The organism is Micromonospora sp. CPCC 205739 (assembly GCF_036906795.1).
Lineage (GTDB): Bacteria > Actinomycetota > Actinomycetes > Mycobacteriales > Micromonosporaceae > Micromonospora.
In genome coordinates this window covers 38,712-53,397 of sequence record NZ_JBAKHS010000024.1, presented here as the reverse complement: position 1 = coordinate 53,397, position 14,686 = coordinate 38,712, and the positions used below count along the sequence as shown (strand labels likewise).

Below are 14,686 nucleotides of genomic sequence, written 5' to 3'. Positions count from 1 at the left end.
GGCTTATATACCCGTCCGGCCGAGGAAGCGCAGCGCGTTGCCGCCGAGGAGCTGGTCGCGCTGCTCGCCGGTGAGGAAGTCGGCCTCGTGGACCACCCGCCCGACCGGCCGCTCCCCCAGCGGGTACGGGTAGTCGCTGCCCAGCAGCACCCGCTCCGCGCCCATGGTGTCCACCAGCAGCCGCAGCGCGGCCGGGGCGAAGACCACCGAGTCGACGCTGAACCGGTCGGTGTAGGAGCTGGGCGGCGCGGTCGAGGCGCCGCGTACCAGGTCGCCGCGGCGGTGCCAGGCGTTGTCGGCGCGGCCCAGCCAGAACGGGAAGCTGCCGCCGCCGTGCGCGAAGCAGATCCGCAGCGTCTCCGGCACCCGGTCGAACACCCCGCCCAGGATGAGCGCCAGCACCGACAGGTGCGTCTCGGCGGGCATGCCGGTGAGCCAGCGGGCCATCCACCGGTCCAGCCGGGGCCCGCCCGGCATGTCCCACGGGTGCACGAAGACCGGCGCGCCCACCTCGGCGCAGTGGGTCAGGAACTGCACGATGCCGGCGTCGTCGAGGTCGCGGTCGCCGACGTGGTTGCCGATCTCCACGCCGGCGTGCCCGGCCGCCAGGCAGCGGTCCAGCTCGGCGCAGGCCGCGTCCGCATCCTGCAACGGCACCTGGCAGAACGGCACCAGCCGGTCCCCACCGGCGGCGGTGACCTCCAGGGTGAGGTCGTTGAAGATCCGGGCGACCTTGAGCGCCTGGTCGGCCGGACGGTCGTAGGAGAAGAAGACCGGGGTCGGGGAGACCACCTGCAGGTCGACGCCGTCGGCGGCCATGTCGGCCAGCCGGGTCGGCGCGTCCCAGCACTCGGCGCCGACCGGTCGGAACTCCGTCTCCCCCACCATGATCATGGCGGCGCGCTCGGAGTCCACCCGCAGCCAGGGCCAGCCGGACCCGCCGCACGCCGCGGCGAGGTCCGGCCACCCCTTCGGTACGACGTGCGTGTGCACGTCGACGACCGGTGGACGCATCAGCCCTTGCCCGGGTGCAGCGTGCCGCACTTGTCGCAGGTACGCGCGGACTCGTCGGCGTAGAACGCCTGGAAGACCGGGGGCAGGTCGGCGGCGATGTCACGCACCTGCAACTCCACCTCGTGCACCTTGTGCCCGCACTCCGGGCAGTACCACTGGAACTTCTCCAGCGTGCCCTCCTCGCGGACCCGCTCCACCACCACGCCGATCGAGCCGGGCTCGGGACGCTGCGGCGAGTGCGGGGTGTTGCGCGGCAGCATCCACATCTGACCCTCGCGCACGTGCACCGTACGCGGCCCGTCGGGCGTCATCAGGTTGATGTGCATGTTGCCCTTGACCTGGTAGAAGAACTCCTCGTACGGGTCGACGTGGAAGTCGGTGCGCTGGTTGGGTCCGCCCACCACCATCACGATGAAGTCGTCCCCACCCGGGAACATCTCCTTGTTGCCCACCGGCGGCTTCAGCAGATGCTGGTTCTCCGCGATCCAGCCCGGGAAGCTGAACGGCTCGGCGATCTCACTCACGACGGACCTCCTTGGGGAAGCAGGGCGACGGCTTGGATCTCGATCAGCAGGTGCGGGTGCGGCAACTGGTGGACGGCCACCGTGGTCCGGGTCGGCCCGGTGGCGTCGAAGAACTCCGCCCACACCTCGTTGTAACCACCGAAGTCGTTCATGCTGACCAGGTACGAGGTCACCTGGACCAGGTCGGACAGCTCCGCACCGACCGACCGCAGCAGGTCGCGAATGTTCTCGATCACCGCCCGCGTCTGCACCCGGATGTCGAGATCCGTGGTGCCGAACTCGTCCACCGACACACCCGCAAAGGTGTTGTCCGGCCGACGCGACGACGTGCCGGAGACGAAGACGAACCCGCCCGCCACCTTGACGTGCGGAAACGCCCCCCGCGGCACGGCCTTCCCGGCGACGACCCGGGCGGTCACGAGGCGGCCCGCAGCGAGGCGGCGCCGAGCTTCTCGACCACGGCACGCACATGGGCACCGGGACGCAGCGGGACAGCCGCGGTGGCGGCACCGGCGAGGAAGACCCAGCCGGAGTGCAGCCGCACCCCGTGCCGGCCGGCGAGCCGGATGCCCTCGTCCAGGGCCCGGCGCGGGTCACCGAGGATCGCCGCCGTCGAGCCGACCTGCGCCACCCGCCCGTCGATCTCCAGCAGCACGCCCAGGTTGTCCAGCCCGTCCGGCACCGGCGACCACGGCCCGACCACGAACGCCGCCGCCGAGGTGTTGTCGGCGACCACGTCCGGCAGGGAGAAGGTGAAGTTCGCGTAGCGGGAGTCGATCAGCTCGATCGCCGGGGCGACCGCGCGGACCGCGTCGGCGAAGGCGCCGACCGGTTCGCCCGGGTCGGGGAGCCGGTCCAGCAGGAACGCGACCTCCGGCTCGACCCGCGGGTGGATGAAGTCGGCCACGTCGACCGTGCCGCCGTCCGGGACCCGCATCACGTCGGTGAGCCGGCCCCAGATCACCTCGTCCACCCCGACCTGGGCCATCTTCGCCTTGCTGGTCAGCCCCATCTTGAGCCCGACCAGCCGCTCGCCCCGGTCGAGCCGGCGCTGCAGCAGCGCGGTCTGCACCGCGTACGCGGCGTCGACGTCCAGCCCGGTCTCGGCGGCGAGCTGCGGAATCGCGGTGGCGCTGTCGGCCGCCGCGCCCAGCTTCTCCGCGATCCCCGCGATGTCCGGCCCGATCACGGCGTCCCCTTCGTTCGCGACTGCGGGGCTCGCAAACCCGGCTCACTCCTCGCGCTCACCGGCGATCTCCCCCTGCTCCTCGCGCCGACCGGCCAGGTCGAGCGCCACGTCCACGATCATGTCCTCCTGGCCGCCGACCATCCGCCGCCGGCCCAGCTCGACCAGGATCGAGCGGACGTCCACGCCGTACCGCGCCGAGGCGCGCTCGGCGTGCCGCAGGAAGCTGGAGTAGACCCCGGCGTAGCCGAGCGACAGCGTCTCCCGGTCGACCTGGACCGGGCGGTCCTGCAGCGGGCGAACCACGTCGTCGGCCGCGTCCATCAGCGCGAACACGTCGCAGCCGTGCTTCCAGCCGTGCAACTCGGCGACCGCGACGAAGACCTCCAGCGGCGCGTTGCCCGCCCCGGCACCCATCCCGGCCAGCGACGCGTCCACCCGGACGGTGCGGCCGTGCGGGGCGTCCGGGCCGACCGGCCCGTCACCGGCGATCCGGCCGTGCTCGACGGCGACCACGCTGTTGGCCACCCCGAGCGACAGGTTGTGGTGGGCGTGGATGCCAATCTGCGTCTCCGGCGCCAGCACCTGCCGGTACGCGTCGACCCGCTGCGCCACGTCCGACATCAGCAGCCGACCGCCGGAGTCGGTGACGTAGACGCAGTGCGCCCCGTACGACTCCATCAGCTTGGCCTGGGCGGCCAGCCCGGCCGGGTCGTTCATGTGCGACATCATCAGGAACCCGGAGACGTCCATGCCGTTCTCCCGGGCCCAGGAGATGTGCTGGGCGGAGATGTCCGCCTCGGTGCAGTGGGTGGCGATCCGCACGCTGGTCACCCCGAGCGCCTTCGCCGCCTTCAGGTCGGCGATGGTGCCGATCCCCGGCAGCAGCAGGGTGGTCAGCTTCGCGCTGGTCATCACCTCGGCGGCGGCGGAGATCCAGTCGGCGTCGCTGGCCGCGCCGTGGCCGTAGTTGACGCTGGAGCCGGCCAGCCCGTCGCCGTGCGCCACCTCGATGGCGGCCACCCCCGCCGCGTCCAGCGCGGCGGCGATGGTGCGTACCTGGTCGACGGTGTAGCGGTGGGCGATGGCGTGCATGCCGTCGCGCAGCGTCACGTCCTGGATGTAGAGGTCGGTCACGCCGCCACCTCCGTGCTGCTCGCGCGGCGGGCCAGCAGTCGCTCCGCGGTGCGCAGCGCGGCCGAGGTCATGATGTCGAGGTTCCCGGCGTACGCCGGCAGGTAGTGCCCGGCCCCGGAGACCTCCAGGAAGACCGAGACCTGCCACCCGGCCAGGTGCCGGCCGAGCGACGGCACGTAGGTGTCGACCCGGTCGAACTGCACGTCCTGCTTCAGCCGGTAGCCGGGGACGTACTCCTGCACCGTGGCCACCATGTCCGCCACCGAGGCGGCGATCGCGGCCCGGTCGGCGTCGGCGTCCGGGCAGAGGCAGTAGACGGTGTCGCGCATCAGCAGCGGCGGGTCGGCCGGGTTGAGCACGATGATCGCCTTGCCGCGCTCCGCGCCGCCGACCACCTCGATCGCCCGGGCGGTGGTCTCGGTGAACTCGTCGATGTTGGCCCGGGTGCCGGGGCCGGCCGACTTCGAGGCGATCGAGGCGACGATCTCCGCGTACGCGACCGGGGTGACCCGGCCGACGGCGGCGACGATCGGCACGGTGGCCTGGCCGCCGCAGGTGACCATGTTGACGTTGCTCTCGTGCAGGTGCTCGTCGAGGTTGACCGGCGGCACCACGTACGGGCCGATCGCCGCCGGGGTCAGGTCGACCACGGTCCGGTCGTGCGCCCGCAGCACCGCGTCGTTGTGCCGGTGCGCGGCGGCCGAGGTGGCGTCGAAGACCAGCTCCACGTCGGCGAACTCGGGCAGCGCCACGAGGCCGTCCACGCCCTCGGCGGTGGTCGCCACGCCGAGCCGCCGGGCCCGGGCCAGCCCGTCGGACTCCGGGTCGATGCCGGCCATCGCCACCATGCGCAGGCTGTCACTCAACCGGAGCACCTTGATCATCAGATCGGTCCCGATGTTGCCGGAGCCGATCACCGCCACCCCGACCGTCACGCCGCCTCCTTGGACGAAGAGAAACAGGTCCGTACCGAGCCGAGCCCGGAGATCCGCGCCTCGTACGCCGCGCCGGGGGTGACCGGCACCATCGGGCCGAGCGCCCCGGAGAGCACCACGTCGCCGGCGCGCAACGGGTCACCGGCGCGGGCCATCGTCCGCACCAGCCACTCCAGCGCGTGCAGCGGATTGCCGAGGCAGGCCGCGCCGGCGCCGACCGACACCGGCTCGCCCGCGTGCTCCAGCACCATCCCGCACAACCGCAGGTCCACGTCGGCCAGCCGGCGCGGCGTGGTGCCCAGCACGAAGAGCCCGCTGGAGGCGTTGTCGGCGACGGTGTCCACGATGGAGATATCCCAGCCGGCGATCCGCGAGTCGACGATCTCGATGGCCGGGAGCACGTGGTCGACCGCCCGGATCAGGTCGACGGTGGTGACCCGCTCGTCGGTCAGGTCCGCGCCGAGCACGAAGGCGATCTCCGCCTCCACCCGGGGCTGGAGCAGCCGGTCGATCGGCACCTCGACGCCGTCGCCGACCGCCATGGCGTCGGTCAGCACCCCGAAGTCCGGCTGGAAGACGCCGAAGTTCTCCTGCACCGCCCGGGAGGTCAGCCCGATCTTGGCACCCACCCGGCGCTCGCCCCGGCCCTGCCAGGCCCGCGCCTGGAGCTGCTGCACCCGGTACGCCGACTCGACGTCGGACTCGGGCAGCAGCCGCCCGCGCAGCGGCGGGCAGGGCTTGCCGCTGCTGCGGGCCTCGGCCAGCTCCCGGTTGGCCGCTTCGATGTCAGCTTTCACGCCGGCTCCTCGCCCGTTCACGACAGGTCCACACAGACGTTGGTGAGCTCGGAGTAGAAGTCCAGCGAGTGCACGCCGCCCTCCCGCCCGATCCCGGAGGCCTTCACGCCGCCGAACGGGGTGCGCAGGTCGCGCAGGAACCAGGTGTTCACCCAGACGATGCCGGCGTCCAGCCGGGCGCCGGCCCGGTGCGCCCGGCCCACGTCCCGGGTCCAGACCGTCGCCGCCAGGCCGTACTCGGTGCCGTTGGCCAGCGCGTACGCCTCGTCCTCGTCGTCGAAGGGCGCCACGTGCACGACCGGGCCGAAGATCTCCTCGGTGTTCGTCCGGGCGTCCGGGCCGAGCCCGGTCAGCACGGTCGGCTGCACGTACGCCCCGCCGTCGCGGGTGTCGCCGAAGCGCGGCGTGCCGCCCCCGGTCAGCACCTCGGCGCCCTCGGTGCGGGCCAGCGCGTAGTGGCCGAGCACCTTGTCCCGGTGGGCGTGCGAGATGAGCGGCATGTTCGCGGTGGCCTCGTCGGCCGGCCACCCGTACGCCAGCTCCCCGGCCCGCTTCGCCAGCCGGGCGGTGAACTCCTCGAAGACCGGCCGCTGCACGTAGATCCGCTCGGTGCAGAGGCAGACCTGCCCGCCGTTGGTGAAGCTGGAGCGCACCGAGCCGGCCACCGCCGCGTCCAGGTCGGCGTCGGCGAAGACCAGCCCGGCGTTCTTGCCGCCCAGCTCGAACGAGACCGCCTTCACCCCGTCCGCGGCGGCCCGCATGATCGCGCCGCCGGTGGCCGACTCGCCCGTGAAGGTGATCGCGTCGACCCCCGGGTGCCGGGTGAGGAACTCACCGGCCGAGTCCGGGCCGAAGCCGTGCACCAGGTTGAACACCCCGTCCGGCACGCCGGCGGCGGCCATCACCTCGGCCAGCAGCGTCGCCGAGGCGGGGGTCTCCTCGCTGGGCTTGACCACCACGGCGTTGCCGCAGGCCAGGGCCGGGGCCACCTTCCAGGTGAGCAGCAGCAGCGGCAGGTTCCACGGCACGATCACGGCGACCACGCCGACCGGCTTGCGGACGGCGTAGTTCAGCGCCCGGCCACCGGCCGGGGTGACCGTGGTGAACGACTCCGTCGGCGCGGTCGCCACGATCTCGGCGAAGGCGCGGAAGTTCGCCGCGCCGCGCGGGATGTCCAGGGTGCGGGCCTGCGAGATGGCCTTGCCGGTGTCGGCGACCTCGGCGGTTACCAGGTCGTCGAAGCGCCGTTCCAGCTCGTCGGCGACCCGGCGCAGCACCTCGGCGCGCTCCCGCTCGCCCATCCGGCCCCACGGCCCGCGCAGCGCCGCCCGGGCCGCGGCCACCGCGTCGTCCACGGTGGACCGCGACGCCTCGACCACCTCGAAGACCGGCTCACCGGTGACCGGGCTGCGCTTGGTGAAGCGCCGGCCGGCGTCGACGAACTCGCCGCCGACGAAGTGGCGCAGCAGCCCCGGCCCGTCCGGCGCGTGCCCGGCCATCAGCCGCGCGTCCCAGAGCGTCATCCGCGCCTCCCCAGGCCGATCGCCGCACTCACCACGCCGGCCAGCAACGCCAGCCCGCCCGCGGCCACCGCCCCCGCCACCGCGTACTGGCGCCGCACCCGGCGGCGCACCTCGGCGTACGGGGTGGTGGAGAAGGAGACCAGTTCGTACTGCGAAACGTACCGGCCGGGCAGCGCCCGCTCCAGCGCGTGCTCGATCCGCTTGCGGGTCTGGAAGACCGGCGAGGCGACCTTGTCCCGCATTTCCACGAAGTTGGCCAGTGCCATCCGGGCGATCGCCTCGGCGTTGTCCTGCCGGCGGCGCTGGTAGAGCGGCAGCGCGGCGGACCAGTCGTCGCCGCACTCGTCGAGGCAGCGGTCCAGCTCGACGACGTCCTCGAAGGCACAGTTGGCGCCCTGGCCGTAGAACGGCACGATGGCGTGCGCCGCGTCGCCGAGCAGCGCCACCTTCCCGTCGACCTGCCAGGGCGCGCAGCGCACCGTGCCGAGCACCCCGACCGGGTTGTGCTGGTAGTCGTCGACCAGGTTGGGCGCGAGCGGGATCAGGTCCGGGTAGTGGGTGGCGAAGTGCTGCTCGATCGCAGCCGGGCTGCCCAGCGAGGCGAAGCTGGCGGTGCCGTGGGTGGGCCAGAAGAGGGTGCAGGTGAACGAGCGGTCCGGGTTGGGCAGCGCGATCATCATCGAGGTGCCGCGCGGCCAGATGTGCAGCGCCGACGGATCGAGGGCGAACTCGCCGCCGAGCGGCGGGATGGTGAGTTCCTTGTAGCCGTAGTCGAGGAAGTCCAGGCTCTCGGTCAACGCGCCGTACCCGAGCAGTTGCCCGCGCACCGCGGAGCCGGCGCCGTCGGCGCCGAGGACGACCGAGGCGGTCGCCGTGACCTTGCCCTGCGGCGTCTCGAAGGTCATCTCGCCGCCGGCCGGGTCGAGGCCGACCAGCCGGTGGTCGAAGGCGATCCGCACCCCGGGCAGCGCGGCGGCGGCGGTGAGCAGGGCGTTGTTCAGCGCGCCCCGGCTGATCGAGTTGATCGCCCGGTCCCCGGAGCCGCTGTACGACTGGAACTGCGGCTCGCCGGCGACCGGGTGGATCATCCGGCCGCGCATCGGCAGGGCGTCGGCCATCACCTGCTCGTCCAGGCCGATGCGGCGCAGCGCGTCCAGGCCGCGCTCGGAGAGCGCCAGGTTGATCGACCGGCCGCGCTCGGCCCGCCCGGCGCGCGGGTCCGGCCGCCGCTCGTAGAGGGCGACCGGATAGCCGCGCCGGGCCAGGAAGCAGGCCAGCAGGCAGCCCGCCAGCCCGGCCCCGACCACCGCCACCTCGTCACGTTCCATGCTCATGGGCGCTCCTCGGCAACGGTCGCGGCCAGCGCGTCGGCGACCCGCCAGCAGTCGTGGTACGTCGAGTAGAGCGGCACCGGGGCGAACCGGATCACGTCCGGCTCCCGGGCGTCGGCGATCACGCCGTGCTCGTGCCGCAATCGCTTGGTCAGCTCGGCGGCGCTGCCGACGCCGATGCGCACCGAGAGCTGGCAGCCCCGGCGGGCGGGGTCGCGCGGGGTGACCACGGTCAGCGGCCGGCCGGGGGTCACCTCGTCGAGCAGCCCTTGCAGGTAGCCGGTGAGCCGGAGGCTGCGCTCGCGCAAGGCGGGCATGCCGACGCGGTCGAAGAGTTCCAGCGAGGTGCGTACCGGGCCCATGGCGAAGATCGGCGGGTTGGAGATCTGCCAGGCCTCCACGGTGGCCGGCGGCCGGGAGACCGGGGTCATCTCGAACCGGGTGGCCGCCTCGGTGCTCCACCAGCCTTCGAAGCGGGGCAGGCGGTCATCGCCCAGGTGGCGCTCGTGGACGAAGACCCCGCCCAGCGCGCCGGGCCCGGAGTTGAGGTACTTGTAGGAGCACCAGGCCGCGAAGTCGACGTCCCAGTCGTGCAGCGCCAGCGGCACGTTGCCGGCGGCGTGCGCCAGGTCCCAGCCGACGACCGCGCCGGCCGCCCGGCCGGCGGCGGTGATCGCCGGGATGTCCATCAGCTCGCCGGTGAGGTAGTTGACCCCGCCGAGCAGCACCAGCGCCACCCGGTCGCCCTCGGCGGCCAGGTAGTCGGTCACGTCCGAGGTGCGCAGGGTGTCCTCGCCGGGGCGCGGGGTCAGCCGGACCACGGTGTCGTCCGGGTCGAGGCCGTGGAAGCGGGCCTGGCTGCGCACCGCGTAGCTGTCCGAGGGGAAGGCGCTGTCCTCGATGACGATCCGGGTCCGCTCTCCGGCGGGCCGGTAGAAGCTCACCATCAGCAGGTGCAGGTTGACGGTGAGGGAGTTCATCACCACGACCTCCGCCGGCCGGGCGCCGACCAGTCGCGCGGCGGGCGCCGTCAACAGCTCGTGGTACGGCAGCCAGGGCCGCTGCGCCTCCAGGTGCCCCTCGACACCGAGCGCCTGCCAGGCGTCCAGGTCGGCGAGGAGTTCGGCGCGGGTGGCCCGGGGTTGCAGCCCGAGGGAGTTGCCGGCCAGGTAGGCCGCCTCCGGGTAGCGGCCGCCGTCGGCGGGCGGCACGTGGAAGAGGTGACGGTGGCCGGGGTCGGCGGCGTCGCGGCGGTGCGCGTCCTGCTCCGAGGTCGACATGTCCCGCTCCCCGCTCACATCGCCGTCCGGGCCGACCACAGCTCCGGGAAGACCACCCGGGCCATGCTGCGCTGCAGCCACGCCAGTCCGGCGGAGCCGCCGCTGCCGACCTTCGCGCCCATGGTCCGCTGCACGGCCTTGACGTGGTTCCACCGCCAGTCACCGAACTGCTCGGCCACCTCGGTCAGCGCCTCGCCGAGCAGGCGGAGGTGGTTCTGCGGCCCGCCGTCGTCGTAGATCTCCACCCAGGCCGCCTCGACCGACGGGTGCGGCCGGTGCTCGACGGCGACGTCCCGCTCCAGCAGGTCGGCGGGGAGGTCGTGGCCGTGCCGGGCGAGCAGGGCGAGCACGTCGTCCCAGAGGCTCGGCACGGCGAGGGCTTCGCGCAGCTCGTCGTAGACCTGCTCCTGGCGGCGGAACGGTCGGATCAGCGCCGGGTCGCGCAGGCCGAGCAGGAACTCCAGGTGCCGGTACATGGCCGACTGGAAGCCGGAGCCCTCGCCGAGCAGGTTGCGGAACCGGTTGAAGTCGGCCGGGGTCATCCAGCGCAGCCCGCGCCAGGCCGCGTTGAGCCCCTCCAGGTGCATGGCGGCCCGGCGCAGCGGCGCCAGCGCCTCCCACACCCGGTCGGCGCGCAGGTCCCGCTGCGCCTGGCGCAGCTCGTGGCAGGTCAGCCCGAAGTACAGCTCCATGATCTGGCTGACCATCAGGAAGGACATCTCGCCGGGGTCGGTGCTGAGCGGCTGCTGCAGGGTGTGCAGCGTGCTGGCCTGCACGTACGCGTCGTACGGCACCCGGTCGGCGAACTCGAGCGTGGGCTCGCCGCCGTTGCGGGCCGCCCGCGCGGCGCGCTGCTGCGGGGTGACCGGGCGCACCGCGGTGGTCCCCGTGGGCGCCCGCAGATCCGTCTGATCCACCTTGTCGTCTCCTCCGTGTGCCGGGTGACGACATGATCCCCCGGTCACAACGGCGTACGGAATGCCGATTCCACGGTGATCCGCCGTGATCGCCTTTGACGCGGAAGGCTCTTCTGCCGTTCGGCTTCAGGAAGGTAAGGTCCACGCGTGGACGAGATGGACTGGGCCCTGCTGCGTGAGCTGCAGGCCGACGCGCGGCTGTCGTACAGCGAGCTGTCCCGGCGGGTGCACCTGTCGCCGCCGGCGGTGGCCGAGCGGGTCCGCCGGCTGGAGGAGTCCGGCGTGATCACCGGCTACCACGCCCACGTGGACCTGACCCGGGCCGGTCGCGGCGTCGTCGCGATGATCCGGATGTCCTGCTACGGCTCGCGCTGCATCCTGCACGACCCGGACGTCGCCGACTGGCCGGAGATCCGGGAGATCCACCGGATCACCGGCGACGCGTGCAGCATGCTCAAGGTCGCCGCCGGCTCGATCACCGAGTTCGAGGCGGTCATCGACCGGCTCGCCCCGTACGGCCAGCCGTCCAGCACGATGGTGCTCTCCACCCCGCTGGACTGGCACCCGGTCACGCCGCTGCCGACCCCGCCGGCCGGGACGCCCTCGCCGGGCGCCCGCCGCCGCTGAACCGAGGCGGGGTTTGCCCCCCGGCGAGCGGGAATGCAGGCCCGGACACCCGTCGCAGGATTCCGGCGCACCTGGCCGGGAGGGGAGAATCATGCGGGGGCTCAGCTCGTACCATCGTGCCTTTTCCGCCGTCCTGACGATGTTCGTCCTGGTCGCGGCGTTCGTGCTGGCGACGGTCTCGCCGGCCCGGGCCGGGGAGAACACCTTCGTCGAGGTCACGCCGAACACCGCGCAGGCCGGCACCCGGGTCAACATCCGGGCCAGTTGCGACAAGGCCAACAACCAGCAGGCCACGGTGCACTCCGACGCCTTCGGCCGGGTGGTGCTGCGGCCGGACAACGGCTTCCTCACCGGGGCCGTGACCATTCCGGGCAACAAGCAGCCCGGTGACTACTCGGTCGACCTGCGGTGCCCCAACGGCGAAACCGCGGCCACCACCCTGACCGTGCTGAACATGGCCCAGCCCACCAAGGGCCCGGCGACCGGAGGCGGCGGCACCGCAGCCCGGGGGGCGGGTTCACTGCTGCTGGTCGGCGGCCTGGCCGTGGTGGCCGTGGTGGCCGGGCTCGGGATGTTCGGCGGGGGCCGTCGGCGGGCCGGCGCCGGCTCCTGACCTTCAGTCGCCATGACCCGCACACGCCGACGTACGCCGCGGTCGGGTCGGGACCGGGTCCGCGCCGCGGCCCGGCTGGCGGCCCGGGCGGCCCGCCGCTTCCGCCGGGTGGCCGGCCAGGCCTTCACCGCCAGCGTGACCACCACCGACCCGGTCGCCCACGCCCGGCCGGTACGGCCGGCGGCGAACCGGGCGGCCCGGCCGGGCGGCTTCCGGAAGCGGGGGCCGGGTGCCCCGGTGCTGGTGATCGCCAGCCTGATGGCGCTGATCGTCACGATGCTCGGCGTCGAGCAGGTGACCGGCCTCAGCGTGCTGCCGGACCGGTTCATCGCCGGCCTGCGCCCGCCGCCGAAGAAGTTCCCGGTGCTGCCGGGCAGCCCGCCGACCCGGATCGCGATCAGCCGGATCGACCTGCGGGCGCCGGTGCACCACGTCGGGATCGCGCCGGACGGCAGCATCGGGGTGCCCGACGCCGCCCGCGCCCAGGAGGCCGGCTGGTACGACCAGGGCCCCACCCCCGGTCAGTACGGCCCGGCGGTGATCGTCGGGCACGTCGACACCACCACCGGTCCGGCGGTCTTCCACGAGCTGCGGGAGCTGCACGACGGCGACACCGTCGAGGTGACCCGCGAGGACCGCACGGTGGCGGTCTTCGAGGTGGACCAGGTGCAGCGCTACGACAAGGAGGAGCTGCCGGTGGACGAGATATACGGGGACTTCAGCCGCCCCAACCTGCGACTGATCACCTGCGGTGGGCGGTGGGTGGGCGGCCGGACCGGGTACGCCGACAACGTGGTGGTGTACGCCTCGCTGGTGGAGGCGCGCATCCGGTGACGGCGCCGGGCGGGCGGCTGGCTCAGGCGGCCTCGGGCTCGCGCAGGTCGAGCCAGTCCGCCCAGCGCGGGTCGGGGGCCCGGTGACCGAGCACCCGCCAGGCCGTGCCCTTGGGGGCGGCGGGCAGGGAGTGCAGCCGCCAACCCAGCTCGGCGGGGGTCTTGTCGCCCTTGGTGTGGTTGCACCGCGCGCAGGCGGCGACCACGTTCTCCCAGGCGTGCCGGCCACCCCGGCTGCGCGGGAAGACGTGGTCGATGGTCTCGGCGGGGCCCCGGCAGTAGGCGCAGCGCCCGCCGTCCCGGGCGAAGATCGCCCGCCGGGACAGACCCACGTGGGTGCGGTACGGCACCCGGACGAAACGGGTCAGCCGGACCACCGAGGGCACCGGGAGCGCGTCGCGCGCGCTGTGCAGGACGCCGTCGCCGTCGGCGACGCAGACCGCCTTGGCGGAGAGCACGAGAATGGCGGCGCGACGCACCGACACGACACACAGCGGCTCGTAGGTGGCGTTGAGAACCAGCGCGCCGGAGCCCACCGTGGGTCGTATGTCAGGCATCGTGCTCACCCTCCCGGTCCAGCCGCTCCCACCACTGGCCACGCCGGTCGGGCCCGCGCAGCGGGGAACCACGACCGACGCCGGCAGGATCACCGACGTCCGTTGCGCCAATCGTCCCTGATAAGACCCGTGATTGCACGTACTAATCCGGGCTCCCTCGTGAAGCTTTCTCGGCGCGTGGAAAGATGTCCGGTTCGCGCGCGGCGGACCGTGGCGGGACGCAGGTCGCCCGGCGGTGGGTCGGCGGCGGGCCGCCGACGGTGTTGCGGTACGAAAGCAGGGTGAGTGCCACCCGTGTGACCGTCGCCGTGCCGACCCCCGACCCCTCGCCGTCGGCCGAGTGCCTCCAGGACACCCTGTGCAAGGGCGTCCTGGACGTGACCGGCTCGGTCTGGTTCGCCGAGGGCAGCTACTGGATCCTGCTCAAGCCGCTGCGGGTCGTGCTGATCCTGCTGCTGGCGTTCGCCGCCCGCTGGGCGTTGCACCGGACGATCAACCGGCTGGTCCGCACCACCACCGACGCGGCGGTGCCGACCATGCTCCGGCCGCTGCGCGAGCGGATCCCGTCGGCCTCGCTCGACCCGGCGGAGTTCATCCCCGAGCGGCGCCGCCAGCGCGCCGAGGCGATCGGGTCGGTGCTGCGCAGCCTGGTCACCGCGTTCGTCTTCGGCATCGCGCTGCTGATGGTGCTCAAGGAGTTCAGCTTCGACCTGGCACCCCTGCTGGCCAGCGCCGGCATCGCCGGCGTCGCCCTCGGCTTCGGCGCGCAGAGCCTGGTGAAGGACCTGATCGCGGGCCTGTTCATGCTCATCGAGGACCAGTACGGCGTCGGCGACACGGTGGACCTGGGCGAGGCGACCGGCGTGGTGGAGTCGGTCGGGCTGCGGGTCACCACCGTCCGCGACGGTCGCGGGGTGCTCTGGTACATCCGCAACGGCGAGATCGTCCGGGTGGGCAACAAGAGCCAGGGCTGGGCCCTGGTGGTGGTGGACCTGCCGATCGGCTTCGCCAGCACCGAGCAGGCCAGCGCCGTGCTGCGGACGGCGGCGGCCTCGGTGGCGCTGGACCCGGAGCTGGCCCCGGAGATCGTCGAGGCGCCCGAGGTGCTGGGCGTCGAGCAGATGACGGTGGACGGCGCGGTGATCCGGACGGTGGTCAAGACGACCGCGGACGGGCAGTTCGCGGTGGGCCGGGAACTGCGCCGCCGGCTGGCCGAGGCGTTGGAGAACTCGGGCATCACCGCGAAGATCGCCGCCGCCCGGCTCTACCCGGGGTTGCCGCAGACCGGCGGGACCGGCCCGGCCGGGACGGCGGGCACCCCCGGCACCGGCCAGGGTGGGGCCACCTGACCTGCGACCGACGACCGGAGCCGGGTTATCCGAAATCTGGGGGTCGCGGACCGCGCGGCCCCT

The 14,686-nt window shown here is 73.3% G+C and carries 16 protein-coding genes; 4 read left to right on the top strand and 12 right to left on the bottom strand.

All coding sequences use genetic code 11. The annotated features are described in order from the left end of the window. Positions 1–3 precede the first annotated feature (3 nt). Genes V6U88_RS26140 through V6U88_RS26090 form a run of 11 tightly spaced genes read right to left on the bottom strand, consistent with a single transcriptional unit; the run spans position 4 to position 10,644 of the window. A complete protein-coding gene (locus V6U88_RS26140) occupies positions 4–1,014 on the bottom strand; it encodes an amidohydrolase family protein (protein WP_334456975.1) in 1,011 nt (336 codons plus the stop codon). Continuing rightward, positions 1,014–1,538 carry a 3-hydroxyanthranilate 3,4-dioxygenase gene (locus V6U88_RS26135; RefSeq protein WP_334456973.1) on the bottom strand — a complete coding sequence of 175 codons (525 nt, stop codon included), beginning with the start codon at positions 1,536–1,538 and terminating at the stop codon, positions 1,014–1,016. The genes V6U88_RS26140 and V6U88_RS26135 overlap by 1 nt, the downstream gene beginning before the upstream one ends. Beyond that, positions 1,535–1,957, bottom strand: coding sequence for a RidA family protein (locus tag V6U88_RS26130; RefSeq protein ID WP_334456972.1), 423 nt, complete (start codon positions 1,955–1,957; stop codon positions 1,535–1,537). The genes V6U88_RS26135 and V6U88_RS26130 overlap by 4 nt, the downstream gene beginning before the upstream one ends. Beyond that, a complete protein-coding gene (locus V6U88_RS26125; protein WP_334456971.1) occupies positions 1,954–2,727 on the bottom strand; it encodes a 2-keto-4-pentenoate hydratase in 774 nt (257 codons plus the stop codon). The genes V6U88_RS26130 and V6U88_RS26125 overlap by 4 nt, the downstream gene beginning before the upstream one ends. 42 nt (positions 2,728–2,769) lie before the next feature. After that, positions 2,770–3,861 (bottom strand): 4-hydroxy-2-oxovalerate aldolase, encoded by a 1,092-nt coding sequence (gene dmpG, locus V6U88_RS26120; protein ID WP_334456970.1) that lies wholly within the window; start codon positions 3,859–3,861, stop codon positions 2,770–2,772. Beyond that, positions 3,858–4,796, bottom strand: coding sequence for an acetaldehyde dehydrogenase (acetylating) (locus V6U88_RS26115; protein ID WP_334456969.1), 939 nt, complete (start codon positions 4,794–4,796; stop codon positions 3,858–3,860). The genes dmpG and V6U88_RS26115 overlap by 4 nt, the downstream gene beginning before the upstream one ends. Then, positions 4,793–5,593, bottom strand: coding sequence for a 2-keto-4-pentenoate hydratase (locus V6U88_RS26110; RefSeq protein ID WP_334456968.1), 801 nt, complete (start codon positions 5,591–5,593; stop codon positions 4,793–4,795). Before V6U88_RS26110 ends, V6U88_RS26115 begins: the two co-directional genes overlap by 4 nt. A gap of 17 nt (positions 5,594–5,610) precedes the next feature. Then, positions 5,611–7,092, bottom strand: a complete 1,482-nt coding sequence (locus V6U88_RS26105) for a 2-hydroxymuconic semialdehyde dehydrogenase (RefSeq protein WP_334457016.1) — start codon at positions 7,090–7,092, stop codon at positions 5,611–5,613. A gap of 20 nt (positions 7,093–7,112) precedes the next feature. Beyond that, positions 7,113–8,450, bottom strand: coding sequence for an FAD-dependent oxidoreductase (locus V6U88_RS26100; RefSeq protein ID WP_334456967.1), 1,338 nt, complete (start codon positions 8,448–8,450; stop codon positions 7,113–7,115). Beyond that, positions 8,447–9,727 carry a kynureninase gene (gene kynU / locus V6U88_RS26095; protein WP_334456966.1) on the bottom strand — a complete coding sequence of 427 codons (1,281 nt, stop codon included), beginning with the start codon at positions 9,725–9,727 and terminating at the stop codon, positions 8,447–8,449. The genes V6U88_RS26100 and kynU overlap by 4 nt, the downstream gene beginning before the upstream one ends. 14 nt (positions 9,728–9,741) lie before the next feature. After that, positions 9,742–10,644: a tryptophan 2,3-dioxygenase gene (locus V6U88_RS26090; RefSeq protein WP_334456965.1), complete on the bottom strand. Its 903-nt coding sequence runs from the start codon at positions 10,642–10,644 to the stop codon at positions 9,742–9,744. Between the two features lie 147 nt (positions 10,645–10,791). Between V6U88_RS26090 and V6U88_RS26085 the strand changes: the two genes are divergently transcribed. The 3 genes from V6U88_RS26085 (at position 10,792) to V6U88_RS26075 (ending at position 12,718) form a co-directional block, all read left to right on the top strand. Continuing rightward, positions 10,792–11,271, top strand: a complete 480-nt coding sequence (locus V6U88_RS26085; RefSeq protein WP_334456964.1) for an Lrp/AsnC family transcriptional regulator — start codon at positions 10,792–10,794, stop codon at positions 11,269–11,271. Between the two features lie 139 nt (positions 11,272–11,410). Next, positions 11,411–11,884 carry a hypothetical protein gene (locus tag V6U88_RS26080; protein WP_334456963.1) on the top strand — a complete coding sequence of 158 codons (474 nt, stop codon included), beginning with the start codon at positions 11,411–11,413 and terminating at the stop codon, positions 11,882–11,884. 12 nt (positions 11,885–11,896) lie between these two features. After that, positions 11,897–12,718, top strand: coding sequence for a class F sortase (locus V6U88_RS26075; protein WP_334456961.1), 822 nt, complete (start codon positions 11,897–11,899; stop codon positions 12,716–12,718). Positions 12,719–12,740: 22 nt separating this feature from the next. Here V6U88_RS26075 and V6U88_RS26070 read toward each other — a convergent pair whose 3' ends face one another. Continuing rightward, complete coding sequence (locus tag V6U88_RS26070) at positions 12,741–13,274, bottom strand: HNH endonuclease (RefSeq protein ID WP_210775995.1); 534 nt, start codon at positions 13,272–13,274, stop codon at positions 12,741–12,743. Positions 13,275–13,459: 185 nt separating this feature from the next. On the opposite strand from V6U88_RS26070, the gene V6U88_RS26065 reads away from it, so the two are divergent. Continuing rightward, positions 13,460–14,623 (top strand): mechanosensitive ion channel family protein, encoded by a 1,164-nt coding sequence (locus tag V6U88_RS26065; RefSeq protein ID WP_334456959.1) that lies wholly within the window; start codon positions 13,460–13,462, stop codon positions 14,621–14,623. Positions 14,624–14,686: the final 63 nt, after the last annotated feature.